This is a genomic window from Brevibacillus sp. FSL K6-6036, assembly GCF_037964015.1.
Taxonomy (GTDB): Bacteria; Bacillota; Bacilli; order Brevibacillales; family Brevibacillaceae; genus Brevibacillus; species Brevibacillus borstelensis.
Map to the genome: position 1 here is coordinate 3,155,740 of NZ_CP150173.1, position 24,374 is coordinate 3,180,113.

Sequence of the window (24,374 nt, forward strand, 5' to 3'; positions counted from 1 at the left end):
GGAAGAACCTCCTTATTGGAATTTTTGCCGCCATTCGTTGCGTACGCGGTCGTAGTTTTGCACGACCCAATCTACGTCGAGCTCCTGTGCATGCGGGATGACCTTTTCCAGCGTGAGCGGCGTTTTCGATTCAACCTCTTTGGAAATCGGGATATGGTACCAGTTGGCAAGCGTTTGCTGTCCTTCCTTGGACAACAGGTAGTCGATCAGCGCTTTGCCGCCGTCAGGGTTCGGTCCATCCTGGACAAGAGATACCGGGTTGACGATGACAGGAGTTTTCTCAGGAACGATAAAGTCCACCTTTTCCCCCTTTGCCTTCATTTCGTATGCCATGAAGTCAAATGCGATCGCGACATGGGCTTCGCCTTTGGCTACCGCTTTTCCGGGCGCCGAGCCGGAGTCAGGCATCGCGCTCATCTGATCGACCAATTTTTTGAAGTACTCCCAGCCTGGTTCCTCCCCGCGCTCCATCAGTTGGCTCAGAACCGTAAGCGTGGCTGTTCCGGATGCTGCCGGGTTCGGCATTTGGAGCTTGCCTTTCCATTTCGGGTCCAAGAGGTCGTCCCATGTTTTCGGCGCTTCTTCCGGTTTTACCAGGTCGGTATTGTAAACAAACCCGAGGACGAACACCTCTGCTCCGATCCATTTCCAATCCTTGTCGCGGATTTTGATCCCGTCGCGCACTTCCGGCCAATCCTTGATCGCTTCAGGCGTATAGGCCGTAATAATATCCTTGTCCTTCGCCGACTCAAACGGCAGGAAACCGCCTCCGCCATACCAGACATCCCCCATCGGATTGTCCTTTTCGGCAATCATCTTGTTCACCAGAACGTTGGTGCCGGCGTACTGAATGTTAACGGTCGAGCCCTTGAAAGCCTTTTCAAAATTCTGACCAATTTCTTTGGTCATATCAGGTGTCTCAGGCGAGTAGAGTGCAATTTGACCCAGTTCTTTTGCGGCACCCGAACCCCCGCCAGCTTCTCCTTGGCCCGTACTGGATGAGCCCGTATCCCCCGAGGAACACCCCGCTACTGCCACCGTCGACAACAACGCCGCGGTCGCTACGACATTCAGCCACTTTTTCACCATTTGTCAGACCCCTCTTTCTATTCGTGTTCATTTTTCTGTTGATCGAATAGGTTTGACGATAATGAAGAAAAAGAAAACCCTTACGTATATAAACACACTCCTCCCCTTAAAAGGAATGTGTTTACTGGTAAGGGTTTTCTCCGTTTTCTCCGCCTAACCGTATTTCCGTATGTTTTCGTGCTGCACGATCAACTTTTCTAAAGTATAACCATAGTTTTCAATAACTGTCAATGAAAATGCTTACACAAATGCTGCCGCAGCCCGGACAGCCTTTTGCCAACCGGCATATAGCCTGCTGCGCTCCGTCTCTTCCAGTCTCGCCTCGAATGAGCGCTCAACCTGCCAATTGTGCGAAATCTCCTCTTTGCTTTTCCAAAAACCGATGCCCAACCCGGCCAAATAGGCGGCACCGAGCGCCGTCGTTTCATGTACGCGCGGACGCTCGACGGTGACACCGAGAATATCGCTTTGAAATTGCATCAGGAAGTGATTCGCTACGGCACCGCCGTCTACGCGAAGCTTGCTCAGCGGAATGCCGGCATCTGCTTCCATGGCTGCCACCACGTCTCTGGTTTGGTACGCCAGCGACTCCAGTGTGGCCCGGATGAAATGCTCTTTTTTGGTTCCCCGGGTCAGTCCAAAAATCGCGCCGCGGACCTCGCTGTTCCAGTAAGGAGTGCCCAAGCCCACAAAAGCCGGGACGACATAGACGCCTTCGGTGGATGACACGGCCGTTGCGTAGCGTTCGCTGTCTGCCGAGGTTTTGAGCATGCGCAGGCCATCCCGCAGCCATTGGATTGCAGAGCCTGCGACAAAAATGCTCCCTTCCAGCGCGTACTCCACTTTTCCGCCAAGGCCCCAGGCGATCGTCGTCAGCAAGCCATGCTCGGAGCGAACGGCTTGTTCTCCGGTGTTCATCAGCAAAAAACAGCCGGTGCCGTATGTATTTTTGGCCATGCCCCGCTCGAAGCAGGCTTGCCCGAACAAAGCGGCCTGCTGGTCTCCTGCAGCCCCCGAGATCGGAACCTCGACGCCAAAGAACAAATCCTTGTCGGTTACCGCATACACCTCCGAGCTGCTTCTCACCTCAGGCAGCATCGCACGCGGGACATCGAGCAGAGCCAGCAGCTCATCGTCCCACTTCAAATCAAAAATATTGTACATGAGTGTGCGCGACGCGTTGGTATAGTCGGTCACATGCGCCCGGCCGCCGGACAGCTTCCAGATCAGCCACGTGTCAATCGTTCCGAACAGGAGGTCGCCCTGCTCCGCCAAAGCGCGGGCGCCTTCCACATGGTCGAGAATCCATTTTACTTTTGTGCCCGAAAAGTAAGCATCGATCAGCAGACCGGTCGTATCCCGAAACAATGGGTCGTATCCCTTGCTTTTGAGCTCTTCGCAAATTCCCGCTGTCTGTCTCGACTGCCAGACAATTGCGTGATAGATGGGCACTCCGGTATGCTTGTTCCACACCACGGTCGTCTCGCGTTGATTGGTGATCCCGATGGCTGCCACTTCCTGCGCCGAAACATTGTGGCTGGCCAAAACCTCGCCGATTACGCCGACGACCGATGACCAGATGTCCAGGGCATTGTGCTCTACCCATCCTGGCTGGGGAAAGAGCTGGGGAAATTCTTTCTGGGCCATCCCGACGATGCTTCCTTGCTTGTCGAACAAGATGGCCCGGGAACTGGTCGTCCCCTGATCGATTGCGAGCACATACTTTTTATCCATGAGCTTCCTCCTTCTACCGCGGGATATGGGCACCCTTTTTCTCCTCTATTAGGGGTGAAACCGGATGCGGTCTATATCCCGAAGCATTGGGCCGTCTCCGCTCACAACACGGGAAACACTTCCGCCCTGATGCCGAAATCGCGGTGCAGCGCCTTCTTGTGCTCCTCTGCAAAACCGCTGGCAATCATGCCGATGCGCAAGACGCTCGCCCAGTCATATTGTATTCGCTGTTTTTCCACGAGAACTCCTGCCCGATCCAAAAAATGCGTGACTTGATCAGGCGTTCCCCGCAACGCTTTACTTTCCAGATAGCAAAAGCACCGCTTCTCCCCGGCTTCCCGATTGCCTGCCGGCTCGCTTTCCTGCCAGACCGGCTGAGGAGTGAAGCGCTGGGTCAGCAAATAGGCCAGATCCTCCACCACAGCGCTTGCTGTCGGAAGCTCGCCTGCCCCTTTGCCCATGAACAAAAGGTCGCCGACGATATTGCCCGACACCTGCACGGCGTTGTAGGCATCCTGCACCTGCGCGAGTGGGTGATCCAGCGGCAGAAGCGTTGGACGGACGGAAAGCTGTAGACCGCCCCCGGCCTTGGAAGCCTTGGCCAGCAGCTTGATCCGGTACCCCAATTCGCGGGCGAGGCCGATCTGTCCGAGATGCAGCTTTTCAATCCCCTGCCTCTCGGCTGCATGCAGCGGCAGCGATTCACCAAATACGAGCTGGGCGAGGATGTACGTTTTGTACAAGGCATCCCAGCCCTCTACGTCCGAGGCAGGGTCCGCTTCGGCGTAGCCCAGCTCCTGCGCCTGCTTCAGCACTTCGGCGTAGGGAAGCTTTTCCTGTTCCATCCGCGTCAGGATGTAATTCGTCGTCCCGTTTAAAATGCCGCTGACCGATACGATGTCATTAGTCCGGAGAAACTGGCGCAGCACGCCGAGAATCGGAATCCCTCCGGCTACGCTGGCCTCGTACGCGAGCTGAACGCCGTGCCGATTGGCTAGCCGCACCAGCTCCGTTCCGTGCTTGGCAAGCAGCTCCTTGTTCGCGGTGACGATGTGACAGCCCTTTTCAATCAGTGCACGGACATAGCCGTATGTCGGCTCGACGCCGCCCATCACCTCGACGACGATGTCCACGTCCGACGCCAGCACTTCTTCAAACCGGGTCGTGATCAGATTGTTCTCAATCGGTACAGACCGCTGCTTTTCCGCATTGCGGACCAGCGCCTTGACCACCTCGACACGTCTGCCCAACCTGTCCGACAGCTTTTGCTGCTGAGAGCGGATCGTTTTCAAGACGCCGCCCCCCACCGTCCCTACGCCAAGCAATCCTACTTTTACCACACTTGCACTCATGTACTCCACCTCTTTTTCTCATTTCAAACATAAAAAAGGCCTTCTTCCGTTTAAGAAGAAGGCTCGCGAGCTACAGGGGGCCTCCTTCTCATCTGCCAAGACATACTGCTGCTGTCTTGCAGGAATTGGCACCTTGCCACAAACTGCGTGACGGTTGCCGGGCTTCATCGGGCCAGTCCCTCCACCTCTCTGGATAAGAAAGAAGTTATGAAGTTGCGATAACTCAAAAACATTTGATCATACAAATAAAAAACCTTCTCCCGTTAAGAAGAAGGTTGGCATCCGGAATGGACGTACTCCCGCTTCTTATCTGTCAAGACTGTCATCAGTCCTGCAGGAATTGGCACCTTGTCACAAACTGCGTGACGGTTGCCGGGCTTCATCGGGCCAGTCCCTCCGCCTCTCTGGATAAGAACAGTATTTTCCTGTTGGCAACATTGTAAGGAATTCGGTTTGAGCCGTTAACCAGATATTTCCGACATTTCATCTTCGGACGATTCCTTTCATTTTTGAAAAGAAAGGTTTCTCATTTTTAATAAGGTGTTCTCATGCAGGTGATGGCGCACCAACAGACATTTCCAGCACTTTGTTTTGGTTTTTGCTTTCTCAATAGTGAGAATAATGGTACTGCCGATGCTCCTTCATACTGCACAGGAAGCAGCCGGTCATTTGGTATCATTCTTGCATATATTTTCAGAAAAGTCAGAGTATAATTCCCTTTTTCCATTCGCATGGGACGTCGGGTGCGTCGAATATACATGAATAAAAGACGCTCCACTCTGACTTTTTCAGCAGGAAGGAGGTGCTTTTTTTGAGTAGGCTGCTGCCTGTTTTGATCCACGATCGTCCCACTTAGCTTCGGTTTCTACTATGATCTGCCCGTGTGCAGAAGGAGGGTGTTTGGATGAGACTTCGTCCGCGTGAACCAATCGATGTTGCGACACAAGTCGCGGTATTTCCTGCTACGATCGATCTGCATTTGCAGAAATGGCTGTTTCGAATGCGAAGATAGAACGTTTTCCAAAAATGGAAGGAGGACTCTATGCGAGTCGCTATTTTAGGAGTTGGCGGTGTAGGACAAGTAAGCGCGTGTGAAATCGTGAAATCGAAGTATTTGCAAAAACTGGTGCTGGCAGATATATCGATCGGCCCGGCTGAAGAGCTGGCTGCCGAGCTGCGCCGGGAGACGGATGTGGAAATCCAGGTAAAACGTGTCGACGCACGCGATGTATCGAGCGTCCAATCTATTTTGACTGACATTGACGTACTGCTGCATATCGGCTTGCCGGAAAACAACTTTGAAGTGATGAAAGCGTGCCTGAACACGAAAACCCATTATATCGACACGGCTTCCAGCGGCCCGCAATGGCTCCGCAAGCAGCTAGCCTGGACCGATAAATTCAAAGCGGCAGGCATTCTCGGAATCATGGGGCTTGGGTGCGATCCCGGCTTCTCCAACATCGCGGCGCGGTACGCTGTGGATCAGTTGGACGAAGTCGATGAGATTTTGATTCGCGACGGCGACAATTCCGTCGTCGACTACGACGGCTTCTGCTCCTTCTTCAGTCCGCAGACAGCCATTCAGGAGTGTTTGGCCAAACCGAACTTCTGGACGGCTGACAAGGGTGAACAATACTTGCCTACTCCCTTTGCCAACAAAGAGGAGTTCGAATTCCCCGAGCCGATCGGCTGGCTGGACTGCTACAACGTGGAGCACGAAGAAGCGACCACTCTTGGCGAGACGATTGGCCGCGCAAAAGGGTGCAAATACGTGGACTTCAAGTACGCCCTCCATCCCGACTTTGTGAATACCCTCAAGGTGCTGAGCTATCTGGGACTGGACAGCGACGAAGAGATCGAGGTCAAAGGCGTCAAGGTAGCGCCGCGCGATGTAGTCGTGACGACCATGCCGAAACCGGCCGATCTCGCCGGAAAAATCCACGGATACTCCTCCGTCGGCGCACTCGTCAAAGGCAAGAAGAACAACAAGCGAAAAGAAGTTTACGTCTACACGATCGCCAATCACGATGAGGTTTACTACAAGACGGAATTTCAAGCAACGATCTGGCAGACAGGCATCCCGCCGGTCGTCGCTGTCGACATGATCGCTGAAGGATTGTTGACCACGACCGGCTGCATTCCGCCGGAGCTGATCGACCCGCTCCCCTTTTTAGAGCGGTTAAAGGCTCGCGGCATGACTTGGGATGTGATTGAGAAGACTGCCCCTCTCAGGCAAATATCGTAGTACGTAACTTGAGATATAGAAAAAGATCGGGATTGGCAGCTGTTGCCGCTGTCCCGATCTTTGTTAAATACAGATCGGGTACGTTTCTTCCGATTCATCAATCCTACATGAAACGAAGGTGAAACCTCTCATGATGGAGAAAAAGCGGACAAGCCTGTTCATGCTCATCTTAGTCGCTGCTCTGGTTCTGTTGACCGGATTGACTGGTTGCGGAAGCAGCTCTGTCCAGCCGGGTCAGCAGGTCCAGGGGAATGGCGCTCCCTCGTCGGGAAATGAAGCTGCCAAAGCGGGCGGAGACAGCCAGGCAGGATTGTCCAAATCGCTCAACCTCTTTATCTGGTCGGAGTACATCCCGCCAAGTGTTCTGGAGGCATTTGAAAAAGAGTACGGCGTAAAGGTGAATATCAGCACCTACTCCTCGAACGAGGAAATGTTCGCCAAACTGTCTGTCAATTCTTCGGGCTATGATCTTGCCGTCGCGAGCGACTACATGGTAGACTTGATGCGCAAACAGCAATTGATGGAAAAGTTGGACTACTCCAGCATCAGCAACATCAAAAACGTCGGTCCGGAGTTTTTGAAACGCTCCTCTGATCCCGAGGGGGCTTTTTCTGTGCCGTACATGTGGGGAAATGTCGTGATTGCGGTCAATGCGGACAAGGTTTCCATCCCCATTTCCGGTTACCGGGATCTGCTTAACCCAAAGTTGAAGGGATCGCTGGTCGTACTGGATGACGCCCGCTCGATGATCGGCATCGCCAATCAAATGCAGGGCAAGTCACTGAATGAGACGGACCCCGCCGTACTGGAAAAATCGAAAGAGCTGCTCAGCCAATTGATGCCCAACGTAAAGGCTTTTGACAGCGACAGCCCGAAGACGCTGCTCGTATCCGGCGAGGTGGCGGCCGGCATCGTCTACGGTGCCGAGGCTTCGCTAGCCCGTCAGGAAAATCCGGCGATCAAAACGATACTGCCCCAGGAAGGCATGGAGCTTTGGCAGGATAATTTCGTCATTCCCAAGGGCAGTCCAAACAAAAAAACGGCAGAGACATTCATCAACTTCATTCTTCGCCCGGACATCAGCGCCGAAATCTCCAAACATTACCCGTATGCGAATCCGAACCTGGCCGCCCACGAGCTGATCGACAAGGCCGTTTTGGAAGACCCCGCCGTCTATCCGCCGAAGGAGGACTTGGCAAAAGGGGAATACATGGTGGACATCGGGGATGCCGCCAAGCAGTATGACCGGATTTGGTCGGAAATTAAACTTGAGTAAAAAGGTGGATGACGCGTGAAACGGACAACCTGTTTTCTGGCAAGCCTGCTGCTGCTCGGTTCCCTGGGCAGCTATGGCGCAAATGCTGCACCTCTGCCTGCGGACAAGCAGGCCGATCTGATTTTGCAAAATGGAGCCGTTTACACGGTGGACAAAAACCGCAACTGGGCGGAAGCCGTCGCGGTCAAAGACGGGCGCATCCTTTTTGTCGGAACCGATGCCGATGCGAAAAAATATGCCGGCCCCAAGACCGAAGTCGTCGATTTGAAAGGCAAAATGGTGCTGCCCGGCTTCTTCGACAGTCACACCCACGCCAGCGAAACGGTCAAGCAAATTCATTCTGTCGATCTGTACGGCAAGCAATCGGTGGATGAATATTTGCAGGCCGTGCGCGAATTCGCCAAAAAGCATCCCGATGCCAAAGTCATTACCGGTATGGGCTGGAGCAACCCGCTGATCCCGGGCAAAGGGCCGAGCAAAAAAATGCTCGATGATGTCATTTCGGACATTCCCGTCGTGCTCACTTCGGAAGACGTTCACTCTGTATGGGCAAATTCAAAAGCACTCGAGCTCGCCGGCATTACCAAGGATACGAAAAATCCCGAGGGAGGCGTAATCGAACGGGATGACGCCACGGGCGAACCATGGGGGACGCTCCGCGAAAAAGCCGTTGATCTGATCGCCGACGTGGTTCCCGAATTTACTGTCGACCAGTATATGGATGGCATCCTGGCCTATCAGGAAATGGCAGCAGAACGCGGTGTCACGACAGCCCACGAGCCAATGATCGGCGGTCCCAACGTTCTGGCCGCCTACAAAAAAGCCGAGGAAAACAACAAGCTGACCATGCGTTTCCGCAATTCCTTCCTGGCTGATCCCGGAAAAGGGCCGGAACAGCTCCAGGAGTTCATTAAGGAACGGGAGAAAAACAAAGGACCGCTCTACCAGACAAACAGTGTCAAAATCTTTATGGATGGCGTAATCGAAGGCAGCACAGGTTATTTGTCCGAGCCTTACGAACATATTGATTCACATGGCGAGCTTGTCTGGAGGCCGGACAGCTACAAGCAAATGGCAGCGGCCATCGACAAATCAGGCTTTCAGGTTCATGTTCACTCCATCGGAGATGCGGCCACTTCGATTGCGCTGGACGGACTGGAAGCGGTGCAAAAAAGCAACGGCAAACGCGACTCCCGCCATCTCATCACCCATCTCCAGCTTGTCAAGCCGGAGGATATCAGCCGCTTCAAGGCTCTGGGAGTGATCGGAGTTCCTCAGCCGTTCTGGTTCTTTAAAGAACCGGGCTATTACGAAGACATCCAGGTACCGTACCTCGGTCAGGAACGGGCTGACCGCGAATACCCGATGAAGAGCTTTATTGCCGCCGGGGTACACATGGCCTCCTCGAGCGACTATCCGGTGACGCAGGAGTTCTCTCCCCTGGATGGCATCGAGCGCGGCGTCACTCGGGCGGAGCACGGTTCTACCGATCCCGGCGACATTCTCTGGCCGGAGGAGAGAGCCACGCTGGCTGACATGATCGCCAGCTTTACGATCGAAGGAGCGTATGCCAATTTCCTCGAAAACGAGACTGGCTCCATCGAGATCGGCAAAAAGGCCGACCTGGTCGTCCTGGAGAAAAATCTGTTTGAGATCCCGGCGACCCAGATCAATGAGACAAAGGTTCTGCTCACCTTATTTGAAGGCAAGCCGGTTTATCGCGACAGCTCATTTGGACCGGCAGGCAAATAGCGTTTGATAAACAAGAAGCATGTTTTCCTCAGGCAGCCGACCGGGAGCGCTCTGCAAAATTCTTTCCTGAGCAGAGCTTGGCGGCTTGGTGGAAAGCATGCTTCTTTTCGTTTCACCTTCGCAGTCTGTTTGTCATTCTAACAACTTTTTAACCGTCACAGCCTGTTCGTTATCCCAACTCGATCTATAAACCGCTCTTCCTCTTACATCCACATTTCCGGCAAGAGGTACCCGGAAGCTACCCACCTCGTCGGTCCTCCGAGAACGATGTCTCTGACCAGATTGTTTTCAAGGCGAAAGGAAACCCTAAGCTCTCCTCCCCTGGTCAAGACTGTTACCGGCGACGCGACCAGACCGAGCAACGACGACGTGATTGCGCTGGCCGTCGCACCCGAGCCGCAGGCGAGCGTCTCTCGCTCTACTCCCCTCTCATACGTCCGGATCTTGAGCTTGTTTTCGTCAGCTATTTGCACAAAGTTCACATTGACGCCGTCAGGAAAGATCGAGTGATCGTACCGGATCGCTTTTCCCCAGGCTGATACCTGCTCGTCACTCATCTCTTCTGTATCCGCGACAAACCAGACCGTATGCGGCACACCGACCACGGCAAAATGGTATTGACGAGCTCCATCCATGGCTTCATAACGGCGATTCAGGAAAAAGTCAGCCCTGTCCATTGCCGGAAAGTACACGTCTACCCATCGACCTTCCACAAGAGAATGATACAGGCCGTCTTTGGCAGCAAACCGCATCGCTGCAGGCGCAATCCCTTTTTCAAAGGCGTAACGGGCAATACATCTGGCCCCGTTCCCGCACATTTCCCCTTCGCTGCCATCTGCGTTGAAGTAACGCATGGAAAAATCGGCAACGTCGGACTTCTCCACCCACATGCATCCGTCAGCTCCCAATGCCGTTTCCCGATTGCACAGCCGACGGGCGATTGCTCCGAGCTCCTTGCCCTCCCATTCTTCCTGCCGATTGTCCATAATCAAAAAGTCGTTGCCGCAGCCATGCATCTTCGCAAAAGGGATGCACCTTTTCATGATCTCAATGGAATTTCCGGGATTCATGCTTTGTTCATCCACCCTTTGCCCTCGAGGATGCGAGAAACGAGCATGCTGGCGGCAGTATCCCCGGTAGCGTTCACCATCGTCGCAGGGGGATCGACCAGCGTTCCGATCATCGCGACGATCGGCAGTGCTTCCGGCGGAAAACCGTACATCGTAACGATCAGCATTTCCCCGATAAAGCCGCCGCCCGGGACGCCAGACATGACCACACCGCTCAGAACAGCGATGACAATGGCTGTCACGTATGTCTCAAACCCGTGAAACGGCATTTGAAACAAGCCAAACAGAAATGAAATTTTCAGAATGGCGCTCAGACAGGAACCATCCATATGGGCAGTGGCTCCGAGCGGGATGACGATCTCGCGGATGTCCTTTGGCACACCGAGCCGGGCCGTCGCTTCCAGATTGACTGGAATGGTCGCTACGCTGCTCGATGTCGCAAGCGAAGTGACGGCAGGAGAGACGGCTGCCCGCCAAAACTTTCCCGGACCTCCCCTGCCTGCTGCCATATACGCATACAACGTGAAGAACAGGAAGAAATACAAAATTGCAATCGGATAGTACACCGACATCGCCCGGGCGTACGAACCTAACAGCTCCGGCCCGAATACCCCGACGAGCGTGGCAAAGTAGGCACCCAGCCCAATCGGAGCATAGTACATCAGCAGCTTGATCAGCTTGATCATTACCTCGGACAAAAGAGAGAGGCCGTCTGCTACCCTCCTCCCTTTTTCTCCGGTAAGACTTACCGCAAGGCCGAACAAGATCGAAAAGACAATGAGTGCCAGCATGTTTTTCCGCGACAGCAGATCGCTAAAATTGGGCACGGTAAAGGCGTATACGAACTGCTCTCCCGTTTGCAGCGGCTTCAGCTCGTCCGGTGCTTTGAGTTCGATTTGAACACCATCAGCCGGCGGAACAAGCGAAACTCCGACGATCATCAGCACAGATGAAACGATACCCGTAGCGACAAAGACTGCCAGCATCACGCCCAGGATTTTTCCCAGCCGCTTCAAGTTTGCGATGCTGGCTACCGCGCTGCTGATGTTGACAAAGACCAGCGGCACGACAATGGTGAACATCAGATTGATAAAAATGTCGCCAAACGGTTTGAGCACATCTGCCTTCGGTCCGGCCACCCACCCTATCACGCCGCCGATGAGGATCGCAACCAACAAAAGGATGGGATACCGATACGCTTCCCATGCCCGGCTTTTCCCGGATTCCCCCATTATTTTCACCCCTTTTTGGACTTGTGTGGAGTTGTCTACTTAAATATATGGAGGAACGCTCGATACATTTCTGAAAATTCACTAAAATAATGCCTGTTCGTTCAAAGTACGAGAACAGGGGAAAGTGTAGCACTATCACCCGCTTTAAGACTTGAAGCTTCTCCACTGACAAAAAAACTTCTCTCGAATGGAGACATTTTTCCATTCGAGAGAAGCTGATTACTCGCCGAGCGGCCGCGGATTGTAGCTGGAGCCGGTCCAGTCGGTCAACTCGCTGATCGCCTTCCATAACACCGGATAAAACTCGTGTCGGACCCCCTTCTGCAGCGCTTGGGCCGGTATCCCCTTGAGGCTGTTTGTCTCCAGGCCGATCATCCGGCGCACTAGCTGCAGATGCTGATAGCGAAAGCTTTGGAAGCCCTCGTCAAACTGGATCAGCTCCTGCATCAGCTGATACAAGGCGAGATGTGCCGTGGGCTCTTTGTGCACGTCGAGAGGAGACAGTCCCTTTTCGCCCAGGAGCTTTTCAAATGGCTCCCAAAGGGTCGGGCCAAACTGGAGGATCTGATTGAACCCCGGCGAATCCTGTCCGCTGCCCCTCCCGAGCGCGAGCCGTATGGTATGGTAATCCAACGGACTGATCACTTTGACCATCGTAAATACTTCCGGCAGATGCTTCATGTGGAGATTGACGCGGTGCAGATGTTCCTTTGCCTTGTCAGGCTCCCCTGCGACCATCGCCGATTTGGCCATTTGCAGATATTGCATGACGAGTTTGAAATGCAGCTCCGCGATCTGATGAATCACCTGAAAGGTCAGTTCATCCGCGCACGCCAACTCATCCTCACGCTTTTGCAACCCGAGCAGTTCCTCTGTCCGAATGTATTTCTCGTAATCCGACAGCTCTCTGGTCAACGGCTTTTCCTCCCCTTTTTCAAGTAACAGCGAGCAGCATGGCCGAAAGCATCCGGCTCCGGATGTCTTATTCATTTCCCTGTGCTAAACGGCGCAATACGGCACGAACAGGACTTCCGTCCGCCTGGACGAGCGGCAGCGGCAGGGCTATCAGCTCGTACTGTCCCGGCTCTACATGATCCAGCAGCAGCCCCTCCAAAATGTGAATATGGCAGGCGTGCAGACTGTGATGAGCCGGCAGCTCCTTGCTGTCCAGCGGATCGACCGACGGGACGTCGACACCGATCAGGCGAATGCCCTGCTCCGCTAAAAAAGGAGCCAGATCAGAGCGGAGATAACAGATATCAGAAGGAAAACGCCCAGGATCGGGCCACGAGCCGGTACGGAGCAAAAGCCGTTCCACCCCTGTCAGATCGATACCGTCCAGATCGGCGGCTCCGACGCTCTGTTTCCCGGACACATCCAGAACTATAGCCGGACCGATGTAAATCTCGATCGGCAAATCAAGAATTTTATTCCCGTCATCGTCAAAGTGATAAGGAGCGTCTACATGTGTACCCGTATGCAGGCTCATCGTCAGCTTGCCTACATTGACAGAGCCGCTCTCGGATTTCGGCCAGCTCACCTCGTAGTGAAACGGCGTATCGCCAGGCCATGTAGGGGCACCGGGCGCGAGCGGACGCGATATGTCAATCCAGTTCATATTCCTGGCAGCTCCTCTCCTGCGTTTCCGGCAGATTTATTGTGCTTCAAGCGACCACGCCGCGTTTGTTCTCGTAACGTTCATACGTCCGCTCCTCCATAATCCGCTTCAGGATTTGGACGGCACGCCATACATCATGGTATGAGGTATACAGGGCTACTGGTGCCAGGCGTATCACGTTTGGCGCCCGAAAATCCGGAATCACCCCGCTATCTTTCAAAGCCTTGCAGATGCGGGCCGCTTCCGGATGCTCCAGGCTGACATGTCCCCCTCTCCTCGCATCCTCTCGCGGATTTCCGATGACAAAGCCGTGATCCGCAAGCTCCTCATCAAGCAGATCCATCAAATAGGCAGTCTGCTGCAAGGACTTCTGGCGAATCTGGTCTATTCCCGCCTCCTCGAACATGGACAGCGCTCCGAATAAGGGGGCCATGCTCAAAATATGCGGCGTCCCGATCTGGTACGCTCCAGCCGTCTGCGCGGGCGAAAAGCTCAGCTCCATATCAAACTGTTTCTCTTTGTCCGATCCGAACCAGCCGGCCAGTCCTGGCAACCGCCCGAAGTGCTTCCGGTTTACGTACAGCGCGCCAACACTGCCAGGCCCGCCATTGAGGTACTTGTAGTTGCACCAGTAGGCAAAGTCGACATCCCATTCGCTGAATCGATGCGGAATCGCACCGACCGAATGACAGCCGTCAAAGCCGATCATGATTCCCCGCTTGTGCGCTTCCTCCGTCAATCGCGGGATATCGAGGAGCTGTCCGCTTCGATACAAAACAGTGGGGAGGACGATCAGGGCGATCTCTTCAGTCATGCAAGCGATGATGTCGTCCTCCTCCAGAAAGCGGCCATCGCGGCTGGCTGCCAAGACCAGATGCTCATGCGGATCGAGTCCACGCAGCCTGATCTGGCTTTGCAAGGCATAAATATCCGAGGGAAAGGTAAGCTCATCGGCGAGAATTTTGGTCCGTTTCCCCTCAGGCTGATAAAAGGTGGACGCCAACTGGTGGAGATTGACCGTTGTGGAACCGCTTGCAATCACTTCATCGGGATCCGCTCCGACAAGCGGCGCCAGACAAGCCCCCAGCCTCTCCGCCTGGTAAAACCACGGTCGCTCCCCTTGTGTCCACCCATCAATCCCCATCCGTTTCCAATCGTTCAGCGAGTCCATGAGGGTACGCTCGGCCCTTTTTGACAACATCCCAAGCGAGTTTCCATCCAGGTAGACAATACCTTGCGGAAGGTAGTACTCTTCGCGAAAAGGACCCAGAGCATCGCGATTGTCCTGCTCCAGAGCAAATTCTTCCGTGGGCGAAAACGCAGATTCCTTCAAGGGAAAACCTCCTTCGCATCGGTTGTTAGCACAAGATTACAGAAAAGTTGACATAGTGTCAATATTTTGAATTAGTTTGCTTTGGAGTCCGCCTCTCTTCCTTTTTCCCTTATTTCCCTGTATTCTAGTTGGTAAAGGAGGGCGGTGCTGTGGAAGAGACAAAGAGCGTAACGGATGGACGCCATTTGCGTTCGCTGCACACCCGGCACAAGCTGTTGGAAGCAGCCAAAGAAGTATTTCGCGAGGAAGGCTTCCACAAAGCGACGATCTCCCAGATCATCAAGCGGGCAAAAACAGGATACGGTACCGCCTATGTCCACTTTACAGGCAAGGATGACCTCCTGATCGTTTTGATGGAAGATGTCATGACGGCATTCTACAGTATTGCAGAGCTTCCCTTTACACCCGCTTCCCGCGCCGAAGCTGAAGAGCTTATTCTGTACCAGACGACTGCCTTTTTACGAATGGCTGAGTCTGAGCGCAAGATGCTGCAGGTATTTGGAGAGGCGATTGGCGTCTCGGCCTCTGCTTCGCAAAAATGGGCCGAGATCCGCGAGCGCTTCATCAACAGAATTGCCCAGGACATCGCCTATTCCCAGCAGAACGGCTTGGCACGGACCGGACTTGATCCGGAGCTGGTCGCACGCGGCTGGTTTTACTCGCATGAAATGTACCTCTGGGAAATCGTTCGGGGAGAACATCAAGCTCAACTGGACGAGATCGCGAAAACATTGGCAGCCATCTATACGGGTGGATTGTATTCATAAGCAGCAAAAAAGAGACTTGCAGCCCGCTTGTTGACGGACAAGTCTCTTTTTTCCGGCATTTGTACAATTTCATTCCTTTTCACGGAATTTCGGTTTCCACTTGGGGGTTCTTCATGAAAATGAAAAAAAAGCGATCTACCCGCGTTTTATTGCTGTTGTCGCTGCTTGTTCTACTGACGGTGTCTCACGCAGCCTACAGCATTTGGTCCTTTGCCTCCGTCCGCTATTGGGGAAAGACAGATGCGGCCATCGTCCTCGGAGCAGCCTTCTGGGATTCGCAGCCTTCCCCGGTGTTTCGGGAACGGATCGACCACGCTATCTGGCTGTACCAGAACGGGTATGTCCAAGGAATCCTGTTTACAGGCGGCAAAAGCGCAGACAGCGCCGAAGCCGAATCCGAGGTGGCTCGCGATTACGCCATCAAGCATGGGGTGCACCCTGCCGATATTTTGGTGGAAAACCGCTCTACTATTACGGAAGAAAACCTTTCATTCGCACTCGAGGTTGCCCGTACCGCAAACTGGCGCAGCTTTACGATTGTCAGCGATCCGCTGCACATGAAACGCTCTCTGGCCATGGCCCACGACCTGGGGATGGAGGCATACTCCTCGCCGACGCCCACCTCAGCCTATCAAAGCCTGAAGACAAAAGCTCCTTTTTTTCTTCGCGAGCTGTTCTATTACCTCGGCTATCAAGCCAGCAAGCCGCTCAGGTGGCTGGGCCTTTACCGATAGCGCCCCCATTTTCGCACTGCCCGGTAAATGAAAGGGGAGATCCATGTATATATGCAGAAAGGGACGTAGACCATGGCGAGGACTCCCGCAGCCCCCTCCCAGTCTAGCTTGCCGAAAAGAAAAACGGCCCCGATAAAACAAATCCACCAGACGACCGGCCCGCCCGTTTTCTGCATCAAGCGATTCGGGAAAAAGACCGGATGGATGATCTCGTCGATTTCTTCGATCGCATACAAGAGCGGTTCATTGCCGGGATCCAGCAAATAGGCCTGCCGGTAACACTCCCGGGCTTCCCGATAATTTCCCCGATCCAGTGCGGCCAGCCCCATTTTCAGCAGCTTGTCAACATCACTTCCGGCGATTTCGTTGTATTTTCGGATCGTTTCCTGCTGGGCTTCGACCTCATCGTACGCCCGCAAAAAATGGTAATGGTAGTGCAGGACGACTTCGCTTTCCGGGTCGACTCGCATCGCTTCAGCCATCAACAGCTTCGCCTTTTCCTCGTAACCGGTGACCAGCATCAAATACCCGTATTGGGCGAGCAAATCGCCGTCCTGCGGATTTTTGGCAAGGCCGGCCAAAAAAAATTCTTCCGCCTCAGCGTAAGCGCCCTTTGCCTTGCAAATAATACCAAGCAGCGAGTATACCTCTTCCCCGAAGTAGCCGACGCGCAAAGCTTCGCGGGCAAACGTCTCGGCTTCGTCCAGCTGGTCCAGCTTGAAAGAGCAATAGGCTACGAAGAACAGCAGCTGACCGTCCTCCTGACTGGTTGCCAAAAACGGCATGAATTTTTCTTTTGCCTGTTCATAGCGCCCCATGTGGTACAAATGCATGGCTTCCTGCCAGGCTACGTTATTGTCATCCCTGATCAAATACATCGTGAATCCCCTTCCCCATCGTCACCAGCCAACTGTCGAATACGATTCCGGCCACCACGGCAAGCAGTCCCCACCAAAAAATCGGCTGATCCTCACCGATGATGACGGAATGCAGCTTGTAGCGCTTTCGTTGGGCGTATCGATAGACAACTGCCAGGGCGACGCCCATGATCCGTGACAGAAGCGCTACGCTGTCGGCTCCCGTCCAGGCGACGTAAGCGAGCTTCAATCCGCAAAGAAGCAAGCTGGTTCCAAGCAGCATCGCGATCATCTTCTTGCTGCACCGCAGCCATATCGCATTTCTCGTACCCAAAATCATGACCGGCAGCACGCCGCCGAAAAAGCCGAGATAAAAAAAACGATCAATGTCGTAAGATTTGGTTACACGTATCTCTCCATTCGCCAAAGAAGGCTGTAAAAGCTCCCGGTTCAACAAACTGTCATCTCCAATCCCGATAATGCAAACACCATTAATCTTACTAGCATACCAAGCATTGTCAAGAATTGACAAACAAAAAGTGCCCGGTTTCCTACTGCGAAACTTTGGGCACTTTTTTCCGTTCCCCCTGGCTGATCTCGGCTCCTACTTCAAAGGAAATCCCTGCTTCCTTAAAAAGTCGCCAAGATGCGGACGCCTTGGTTTTTGCAAATAATCGGCCATCTGTTTGGTCCAGCCTTCCGCATGATCTTTCCTTGTTCTGCGGGCATAATATTCGGCGGAAACCGCTTCGTACTCCTCCAGCGCTTCCGGCAAATGCTCCGTCCGGTATTCCTCTTCATGGATGACCGCACGCTTGGGCAGTCTTGGCTTTTGCTCCACGTCTTGATCGGGATAGCCCAGGCACATGCCCATGATCGGAGCGGTTAGCACAGGAAGCTTAAGCAGGCGGGCGACATCCTCCGGCTGATTGCGTATTCCGCCGATCATTACTCCGCCCAGACCGTGAGAACGAGCGGCGACTAGCGCGTTTTCCGCTGCCAATGCCGTATCTACGGCGGCCACCAGCATATTTTCCACCTCGTCAGCCAAAAATTCGCTTCCGTGCATGTCGCTCGCCAGCTTCAACTTGTAGAAATCAGCGCAAAACACAAGAAAGACGGGACATGTCTCCACCCATTTCTGTCCCCCGCATAGCTGGGCCAGCTGTTTTTTCTTTTCCGCTGAACGCACGACGACAATGCTGTAGGCTTGAACGTTGTGCGAGGAAGGAGCCCACTGGGCGCTTGCCAAAATATCCGCAAGCACGTCGTCCGGGATCGGTCTGTCCGTGTACTTGCGGATGGAGCGGTGCGATTGGATCAACCTGGTTACATCTGTCTGCATCGTATGCCTCCTGTCGGTAACTGAACGAATATTTGATCAAGCTTATTCTTCCTTATGGTTTGCCGATTCGGTTTTTCCCCCGTAAGCCTGATACCACTATTATAGCTTGTCTGCCCCTCTTTCGTCTGAACAGCAAAAAGCTGCGGGAAAATCCGCAGCTTTTTGCACAAGCGTGATGATCTGTTGTCCCTCTGCTTCGTGCTACACGCGATCAGGAAGAAAAAAAGGTTCTGGGCGATTTGCGCCAGTCGGCGAGAATGGATTCCTGATCAGCAGTGATAACTCCGTTCTCTTTGGCAGCTTCCAGCAATGCCGTATAGTTGGACAAGGTGCTTGCCTCAATGCCGGCTTCCGCGAACAGCCCCGAAGCGTCGGGGAATTGGTAGCTGAAGATCGCGATCACGCCAAGCACTTCGGCTCCTTCCTCCGCTACAGCCTGGGCCGCCTTCAGCGAGCTTCCGCCTGTCGAGATCAAGTCTTCGATGACGACTACTTTTTGGCCTTTGTGGAGGGCGCCTTCAATTTGATTTTGACGCCCGTGGCCTTTTGCCTTGTCACGAACATAGATCATCGGCAGATCGAGAATTTCCGCCACCCAAGCCGCATGCGGAATGCCAGCTGTCGCCGTGCCCGCGATCACTTCCGCTTGCGGGTACTTTTCGCGGATCGCTTTCGCAAATGCTTGCGCGATCTGGCGGCGAACAGTCGGGTAGGACATCGTGATCCGGTTGTCGCAATAAATCGGAGACTTGATCCCCGACGTCCAGGTGAACGGTTGATCCGGCCGCAGATGCACGGCCCCGATCTCCAGCAATTTGCCCGCGATTTCCTTGGCAGTAGTTTTTGTATTTGTCATCATTGCTTTTCCTCCCCCATGCGCGCTAGATGCGTGCCGCTTCTGCCTCTTGCACGATTTTTTCCCATGCTTCCGCCGGGTCCGGCGCACCCGTGATCGCCCGGCCGATGACCAGATAATCGCTGCCTAGCTGAAAAGCCTTCTCCGGTGTCGTGATACGGGTCTGGTCTCCTTTGTCCGAACCGAGCGGCCGTATCCCCGGAGTCACAGTAAGAAACGAGCTGCCCGCTGCCTGTTTGATCACGGGGACCTCCAGAGGAGAGGCAACGACCCCATCGAGGCCCGCTTGCTTCGTCATCATCGTGTAGTGTACGACTACATCCTCGACATTCCCGGGAATAGCCAGCTCCTGGTTCATCGTCGTTTTCCCCGTAGATGTCAGCATCGTGACTGCGATCAGGAGCGGGCGTGCAGCGCCCGCCGGCGTTCCTTGCTCCAGGCCTTCCCGTGCAGCGGCCATCATCTGTGTGCCGCCTGCTGCGTGGACGTTGACCATGTCTACCCCGTGGCGGGCCAGGCTTCGCATCGCTCCTTTGGCCGTGTTGGGAATGTCGTGCACCTTCAGATCGAGGAAGACTTTGAGGCCCTTCTCTTTCAGGAAGTGCACGATTGCCGGACCTTCCGCGTATGCCAGCTCCATTCCCACCTTTACATAGCGGACCCGTCCATCCAGGCGCTGCAGACATTGCTCTACTTCTTTTTTGGTGGAAAAGTCCAGCGCTACGATCATCCGCTCGCGAACATCTGTTGGTTGTGATTGCACACTACTCTCCTCTTTTCTATCCCGTTTCATTCAAGCTTACCGTTCCCTTACACGGTTACCGCAACTTGCGCGCCAGAGCGCTGCGCCGGCATGGCCTCCGTGGAGAAGGTGATCGTCTCCAGTACATGCAGAAGTGCCGTCGCCGTATCCAGCGAGGTGAGACATACCGCCCCGTTTTCCACCGCTTCGCGTCTGATGCGGAATCCGTCGCGCTGCGGCGTCTTGCCTTTGGTCAAGGTGTTCAGCACGATGTTGGCTTCGCCCCTGTGAATCATGTCCAAGAGGTTCGGTGTGCCCTCTGACAATTTGTTCACGCGGGTGACGGGGAGACCTGCCTGCTCCAGATAGTCGGCTGTCCCTGCCGTAGCCAGCAGCTTGAACCCGAGCATGCGGAAGCGTTTGACGATACCCAGCGCTTCCTCTTTATCCTTGTCTGCCACGGTGACCAGCAGGGAGCCGTGAGTCGGGATGTTCATGCCCGCAGCCACCAGCCCTTTGTAAAGCGCTTTGGCCAAGGTGCTTTCACGCCCCATGACTTCCCCGGTCGATTTCATTTCCGGTCCGAGCGTGATGTCTACCCGGCGCAGCTTGGCGAAGGAGAAGACAGGCACTTTGACGGAAACCATCGCTTCTTCCGGATGGTAGCCCGGTGTAAAGCCTTGCTCTGTGATCGAGTGGCCGAGGATGGCCTTTGTCGCGATGTTGGCCATCGGAATGCCGGTTACTTTGGAGAGGAACGGCACGGTCCTGGATGATCTCGGATTCACTTCGATCACGTACGGCTGGTTTTTGTAGATGACAAACTGGATGTTGAGCAGCCCTTTGATTTGCAGTGCGCGGGCCAGCTTGGTCGTCATCTCGATCAGTTCCTGCTTGATCGTATCTGACAGAGACTGCGGCGGATAAACCGCGATGGAGTCGCCGGAGTGCACCCCTGCGCGTTCGATGTGTTCCATTATTCCCGGGATCAGGACGTTTTCGCCGTCACAGATCGCGTCGACTTCGGCTTCGGTCCCTACCATGTAGCGGTCGACCAGCACCGGGTGATCCGGGTTTACCTTTACGGCCTTTTCCATGTACTCCAGCAGCTCGTCATTGTTGTAGACAATCTCCATCGCGCGTCCGCCCAGCACATAAGACGGGCGGACCAGTACCGGGAATCCGAGCTCTTCCGCAGCCACGACTGCCTCTTGTACCGAGGTGACCGTTTTTCCGGGCGGCTGGGCGATGTTGAGATTGCGTAACAGAGCCTCGAACTTCTCCCGGTTTTCTGCTGCGTCGATGTTCTCCAGGCTGGTTCCCAGGATTTTGATCCCCCGGGCTGCCAGCTTGTCTGCCAGATTGATCGCCGTCTGACCGCCGAACTGGACGATCACGCCTTCCGGTTTCTCCGCATCGATGATGTTCATTACGTCTTCGATGTAGAGCGGTTCAAAGTAGAGCCGGTCGGATGTGTTGAAGTCGGTGGAGACCGTCTCCGGGTTGTTGTTGATGATGACCGCCTCGTAGCCCGCTTCCTGCAGCGCCCAAACAGCGTGTACGGTCGCGTAGTCAAACTCGATCCCCTGTCCGATGCGGATCGGACCCGAGCCCAGCACGATCACCCGCTTTTTGCCTGTCTCGATGCGCTCATCCTCTACTTCGTAGCTGGAGTAGTAGTAAGGCGTTGACGCCTCAAACTCAGCCGCGCAGGTGTCTACCATTTTAAAGACCGGCGTAAACCCGTGCTGCTTTCTGAGTGCGCGAACCTCGTCTTCGGTTTGCCCCGCAAGCTCGGCGATTTTCCTGTCCGTAAATCCGAGGCGCTTGGCTGTATACAGCTTTTCTTCCGTCAAACCTTGAGCCAGCTCCGACTCGAATGCCACCAGCTTGTGGAATTTGTGCAGGAAGAAGAAGTCGATTTTGGTCAAGTCGTGAAGTCTCTCAAGGCTCCATCCGCGGCGCAGCGCTTCTCCCAGAAGGAACAGCCGCTCGTCGTCGGCAGCGATCAGGCGAGCCGTCAGCTCTTCTTCGGCAATTTCCGATGCGCCTTTCATCTCCAGGTGATAGGTGCCCACTTCCAGCGAGCGGATCGCTTTCATGATCGATTCCTCGAATGTTCGACCGATCGCCATCACTTCTCCGGTCGCCTTCATCTGGGTGCCCAGCTTGCGGTTGGCCGATTGGAACTTGTCAAATGGCCAGCGCGGGATTTTGCTCACGACGTAGTCGAGTGTCGGCTCGAAGCAAGCGTACGTTTGTCCGGTAACCGGATTGCGCAGCTCATCCAGGGTGTAGCCGATCGCGATCTTTGCCGCCATCTTGGCGATCGGATAGCCGGTCGCTTTGGAGGCCAGGGCCGAAGAACGGCTGACGCGCGGGTTGACCTCGATCACGTAATACTGGAAGCTGTGCGGGTCAAGCGCATACTGCACATTGCAGCCGCCCTCGATGCCCAGTGCGCGAATGATGTTCAGCGCGGAGGAGCGGAGCATTTGGTACTCGCGGTCCGACAACGTCTGGCTAGGCGCGACAACGATGGAGTCGCCCGTATGCACGCCTACCGGGTCGATATTTTCCATGTTGCAGACCACGATGCAGTTGTCATTGGCATCGCGCATCACTTCGTATTCGATTTCCTTCATGCCGGCAATGCTTTTCTCGATCAGGCATTGCGTAATCGGCGAGTATTTCAAACCGCTGGCGACAATCTCGCGAAGGCTCTCTTCGTCCGCGCAAATGCCTCCGCCGGTGCCGCCCAGCGTGTAGGCCGGACGGACGATGATCGGGTAGCCGATCTCGTTGGCAAAATCGACTGCTTCTTCGACCGTGCTGACGATTGTGGAATCCGGCACCGGCTCGCCCAGCTCCTTCATCAGCGCACGGAACAGCTCGCGGTCTTCCGCTTGTTTGATGGAATCCAGATTGGTACCGAGGAGCTTGACGTTCTCCGCTTCCAGCACCCCTGCCTCGGCAAGGGCTACCGCCATATTCAAGCCTGTCTGTCCGCCGAGCGTCGGCAAGAGACCATCCGGCTTTTCCTGCCGGATGACACGCGTGACAAATTCAAGCGTGATCGGCTCGATATACACCTTGTCTGCCATATTTGTATCTGTCATGATGGTGGCCGGATTGGAGTTGATCAGGACGACCTCCAGTCCTTCCTCTTTCAGCGCCTGGCAAGCCTGCGTGCCTGCGTAGTCAAACTCTGCCGCCTGCCCGATCACGATAGGACCGGAACCGATAACCAGAATCTTTTTCAAATCAGCGTGTTTTGGCATGCGAACTCTCCTCCTTGGCGTTTTCCATCATTTCGATAAAGCGGTCGAACAGGTAACCCGAATCATATGGACCCGGAGCGGCCTCTGGGTGGTACTGTACCGAGAAGGCCCGCTTCTCCGGGCAGCTCAGCCCTTCCACGGTTCCGTCATTGAGAGCCGTATGCGTAATCGTCAGACCGGTTCCGGCGATCGACTCTTCCTTCACCGCGTAGCTGTGGTTTTGCGAGGTGATATACGTGCGTCCGGTGGCGACTTCCTTGACCGGATGGTTGCCTCCGCGATGCCCGAATTTCATCTTCATCGTGTCCGCCCCGGATGCGAGCGCGAACAACTGGTGGCCCAGACAAATTCCGAAGATCGGGTATTCTCCGAGTATTTCGCTGATCATCCGGATCGCCTGCGGGACGTCTTTCGGATCGCCGGGGCCGTTGGAGAGCAGGATTCCGTCAGGCTGCAAGCGGCGAATTTCCTCGGCGGTCACGTTGTACGGCACCACGACCACATCGCATTGGCGCTTGGTCAGCTCACGCAGGATGCCGTGCTTTGCGCCGAAATCGACCAGCACCACGCGATGTCCCGTCCCCGGGCAGCTGAAAACGCTCTTGGTCGATACGCGGGCCACCTGATCGGTCATGAGCGGCGTGCTGCGCAGCGAATCAAGCAATTCGGAAAGCGGAGCGTCACTCGTCGTGATGAGCCCTCTCATCGTTCCGTGGTAGCGGATTTTCCGTGTCAGCATCCTCGTGTCCACCCCGGCGATTCCCGGGATGTCGTACGCCTTGAGCAGCTCGTCAAGGGTGCTGGTGTTGCGCCAATTGCTCGGTTCGTCGCAGTGCTCTCTGACCACAAATCCGTGGATATACGGACGTACAGCTTCGAAGTCGTCGCGGTTGATCCCGTAGTTTCCGATCAAGGGATAGGTCATCGTGACGATTTGTCCGCAGTAAGACGGATCGGACAATACCTCCTGATAGCCCGTCAAGCCCGTGTTGAACACGACTTCACCGTATGTTTCCTTCACCTTTCCAAACGCCGTTCCGACGCATTCCGTACCGTCTTCCAAAATCAGTCTCGCTCGCATCTTCGCTCCT

At 54.6% G+C, this 24,374-nt stretch carries 20 protein-coding genes and 2 riboswitches; of the genes, 5 read left to right on the top strand and 15 right to left on the bottom strand.

The genetic code is table 11. From position 1 onward, the window contains the following. Positions 1-12: 12 nt before the first annotated feature. From NST37_RS15865 to NST37_RS15875, 3 genes are all read right to left on the bottom strand, one after another. A complete protein-coding gene (locus NST37_RS15865) occupies positions 13-1,089 on the bottom strand; it encodes an extracellular solute-binding protein (protein ID WP_003386172.1) in 1,077 nt (358 codons plus the stop codon). Between the two features lie 240 nt (positions 1,090-1,329). Next, positions 1,330-2,823, bottom strand: a complete 1,494-nt coding sequence (glpK, locus tag NST37_RS15870) for a glycerol kinase GlpK (protein WP_122958680.1) — start codon at positions 2,821-2,823, stop codon at positions 1,330-1,332. Positions 2,824-2,924: 101 nt separating this feature from the next. Continuing rightward, complete coding sequence (locus NST37_RS15875) at positions 2,925-4,175, bottom strand: homoserine dehydrogenase (RefSeq protein ID WP_003386174.1); 1,251 nt, start codon at positions 4,173-4,175, stop codon at positions 2,925-2,927. Between the two features lie 85 nt (positions 4,176-4,260). Then, a riboswitch (SAM riboswitch) is annotated at positions 4,261-4,375 on the bottom strand. A 103-nt stretch (positions 4,376-4,478) separates the two neighbouring features. Further along, positions 4,479-4,590: riboswitch (SAM riboswitch) on the bottom strand. A gap of 627 nt (positions 4,591-5,217) precedes the next feature. Between NST37_RS15875 and NST37_RS15880 the strand changes: the two genes are divergently transcribed. From NST37_RS15880 to NST37_RS15890, 3 genes are all read left to right on the top strand, one after another. Further along, on the top strand, positions 5,218-6,420 hold the full coding sequence (locus NST37_RS15880) for a saccharopine dehydrogenase C-terminal domain-containing protein (RefSeq protein ID WP_003386175.1): 1,203 nt from the start codon (positions 5,218-5,220) through the stop codon (positions 6,418-6,420). A gap of 130 nt (positions 6,421-6,550) precedes the next feature. Beyond that, positions 6,551-7,696, top strand: coding sequence for a spermidine/putrescine ABC transporter substrate-binding protein (locus NST37_RS15885; protein ID WP_003386176.1), 1,146 nt, complete (start codon positions 6,551-6,553; stop codon positions 7,694-7,696). Between the two features lie 15 nt (positions 7,697-7,711). Then, positions 7,712-9,448, top strand: coding sequence for an amidohydrolase (locus NST37_RS15890; RefSeq protein ID WP_024982932.1), 1,737 nt, complete (start codon positions 7,712-7,714; stop codon positions 9,446-9,448). 203 nt (positions 9,449-9,651) lie between these two features. Here NST37_RS15890 and dapF read toward each other — a convergent pair whose 3' ends face one another. The 5 genes from dapF to kynU all read right to left on the bottom strand — a co-directional run bounded on the left by dapF (position 9,652) and on the right by kynU (position 14,701). Then, on the bottom strand, positions 9,652-10,518 hold the full coding sequence (gene dapF / locus NST37_RS15895; protein WP_003386178.1) for a diaminopimelate epimerase: 867 nt from the start codon (positions 10,516-10,518) through the stop codon (positions 9,652-9,654). Next, positions 10,515-11,750, bottom strand: coding sequence for a dicarboxylate/amino acid:cation symporter (locus NST37_RS15900; protein WP_327970457.1), 1,236 nt, complete (start codon positions 11,748-11,750; stop codon positions 10,515-10,517). Before NST37_RS15900 ends, dapF begins: the two co-directional genes overlap by 4 nt. Positions 11,751-11,969: 219 nt before the next feature. Further along, positions 11,970-12,665 (bottom strand): tryptophan 2,3-dioxygenase family protein, encoded by a 696-nt coding sequence (locus tag NST37_RS15905; RefSeq protein ID WP_003386180.1) that lies wholly within the window; start codon positions 12,663-12,665, stop codon positions 11,970-11,972. A gap of 67 nt (positions 12,666-12,732) precedes the next feature. After that, the gene (gene kynB / locus NST37_RS15910; RefSeq protein ID WP_003386182.1) at positions 12,733-13,368 is read right to left on the bottom strand and encodes an arylformamidase; all 636 of its coding nucleotides are present in this window, start codon (positions 13,366-13,368) and stop codon (positions 12,733-12,735) included. Positions 13,369-13,414: 46 nt separating this feature from the next. Further along, positions 13,415-14,701, bottom strand: coding sequence for a kynureninase (gene kynU / locus NST37_RS15915; protein WP_024982935.1), 1,287 nt, complete (start codon positions 14,699-14,701; stop codon positions 13,415-13,417). Positions 14,702-14,850: 149 nt separating this feature from the next. Here kynU and NST37_RS15920 point away from each other — a divergent pair, with 149 nt between their 5' ends. Further along, entirely contained in the window at positions 14,851-15,468 is a 618-nt protein-coding gene (locus NST37_RS15920; protein ID WP_003386184.1) for a TetR/AcrR family transcriptional regulator, read from the top strand. Positions 15,469-15,581: 113 nt separating this feature from the next. Then, positions 15,582-16,202, top strand: a complete 621-nt coding sequence (locus NST37_RS15925) for a YdcF family protein (protein ID WP_339185559.1) — start codon at positions 15,582-15,584, stop codon at positions 16,200-16,202. Here the strand turns inward: NST37_RS15925 and NST37_RS15930 are convergent. The 7 genes from NST37_RS15930 to NST37_RS15960 form a co-directional block, all read right to left on the bottom strand. Then, on the bottom strand, positions 16,193-17,080 hold the full coding sequence (locus NST37_RS15930) for a tetratricopeptide repeat protein (protein WP_122958675.1): 888 nt from the start codon (positions 17,078-17,080) through the stop codon (positions 16,193-16,195). The two genes, NST37_RS15925 and NST37_RS15930, sit on opposite strands and share 10 nt — an antisense overlap. Further along, positions 17,061-17,513 carry a hypothetical protein gene (locus NST37_RS15935; RefSeq protein ID WP_141334163.1) on the bottom strand — a complete coding sequence of 151 codons (453 nt, stop codon included), beginning with the start codon at positions 17,511-17,513 and terminating at the stop codon, positions 17,061-17,063. Before NST37_RS15935 ends, NST37_RS15930 begins: the two co-directional genes overlap by 20 nt. Positions 17,514-17,663: 150 nt before the next feature. After that, on the bottom strand, positions 17,664-18,404 hold the full coding sequence (gene nfsA, locus NST37_RS15940) for an oxygen-insensitive NADPH nitroreductase (RefSeq protein ID WP_003386188.1): 741 nt from the start codon (positions 18,402-18,404) through the stop codon (positions 17,664-17,666). 211 nt (positions 18,405-18,615) lie between these two features. After that, the gene (gene pyrE, locus NST37_RS15945; RefSeq protein WP_003386189.1) at positions 18,616-19,260 is read right to left on the bottom strand and encodes an orotate phosphoribosyltransferase; all 645 of its coding nucleotides are present in this window, start codon (positions 19,258-19,260) and stop codon (positions 18,616-18,618) included. A 25-nt stretch (positions 19,261-19,285) separates the two neighbouring features. After that, positions 19,286-19,990, bottom strand: coding sequence for an orotidine-5'-phosphate decarboxylase (gene pyrF, locus NST37_RS15950; RefSeq protein ID WP_035979068.1), 705 nt, complete (start codon positions 19,988-19,990; stop codon positions 19,286-19,288). 80 nt (positions 19,991-20,070) lie between these two features. Next, a complete protein-coding gene (gene carB, locus NST37_RS15955; RefSeq protein ID WP_039070117.1) occupies positions 20,071-23,283 on the bottom strand; it encodes a carbamoyl-phosphate synthase large subunit in 3,213 nt (1,070 codons plus the stop codon). Next, positions 23,267-24,364 (bottom strand): carbamoyl phosphate synthase small subunit, encoded by a 1,098-nt coding sequence (locus NST37_RS15960; RefSeq protein ID WP_003386192.1) that lies wholly within the window; start codon positions 24,362-24,364, stop codon positions 23,267-23,269. The genes carB and NST37_RS15960 overlap by 17 nt, the downstream gene beginning before the upstream one ends. Positions 24,365-24,374 lie beyond the last annotated feature (10 nt).

Excerpts from the sequence above, each read along its gene's own strand:
- glpK (WP_122958680.1), bottom strand. The coding sequence starts at position 2,823 with ATGGATAAAAAGTATGTGCTCGCAATCGATCAGGGGACGACCAGTTCC.
- NST37_RS15865 (WP_003386172.1), bottom strand. The coding sequence starts at position 1,089 with ATGGTGAAAAAGTGGCTGAATGTCGTAGCGACCGCGGCGTTGTTGTCG.
- NST37_RS15885 (WP_003386176.1), top strand. The coding sequence starts at position 6,551 with ATGATGGAGAAAAAGCGGACAAGCCTGTTCATGCTCATCTTAGTCGCT.
- dapF (WP_003386178.1), bottom strand. The coding sequence starts at position 10,518 with ATGAATCCCGGAAATTCCATTGAGATCATGAAAAGGTGCATCCCTTTT.
- pyrF (WP_035979068.1), bottom strand. The coding sequence starts at position 19,990 with ATGATCGTAGCGCTGGACTTTTCCACCAAAAAAGAAGTAGAGCAATGT.
- NST37_RS15875 (WP_003386174.1), bottom strand. The coding sequence starts at position 4,175 with ATGAGTGCAAGTGTGGTAAAAGTAGGATTGCTTGGCGTAGGGACGGTG.
- pyrE (WP_003386189.1), bottom strand. The coding sequence starts at position 19,260 with ATGACAAATACAAAAACTACTGCCAAGGAAATCGCGGGCAAATTGCTG.
- carB (WP_039070117.1), bottom strand. The coding sequence starts at position 23,283 with ATGCCAAAACACGCTGATTTGAAAAAGATTCTGGTTATCGGTTCCGGT.
- nfsA (WP_003386188.1), bottom strand. The coding sequence starts at position 18,404 with ATGCAGACAGATGTAACCAGGTTGATCCAATCGCACCGCTCCATCCGC.
- NST37_RS15930 (WP_122958675.1), bottom strand. The coding sequence starts at position 17,080 with ATGTATTTGATCAGGGATGACAATAACGTAGCCTGGCAGGAAGCCATG.
- kynB (WP_003386182.1), bottom strand. The coding sequence starts at position 13,368 with ATGAACTGGATTGACATATCGCGTCCGCTCGCGCCCGGTGCCCCTACA.
- NST37_RS15880 (WP_003386175.1), top strand. The coding sequence starts at position 5,218 with ATGCGAGTCGCTATTTTAGGAGTTGGCGGTGTAGGACAAGTAAGCGCG.
- NST37_RS15900 (WP_327970457.1), bottom strand. The coding sequence starts at position 11,750 with ATGGGGGAATCCGGGAAAAGCCGGGCATGGGAAGCGTATCGGTATCCC.
- NST37_RS15925 (WP_339185559.1), top strand. The coding sequence starts at position 15,582 with ATGAAAATGAAAAAAAAGCGATCTACCCGCGTTTTATTGCTGTTGTCG.
- NST37_RS15960 (WP_003386192.1), bottom strand. The coding sequence starts at position 24,364 with ATGCGAGCGAGACTGATTTTGGAAGACGGTACGGAATGCGTCGGAACG.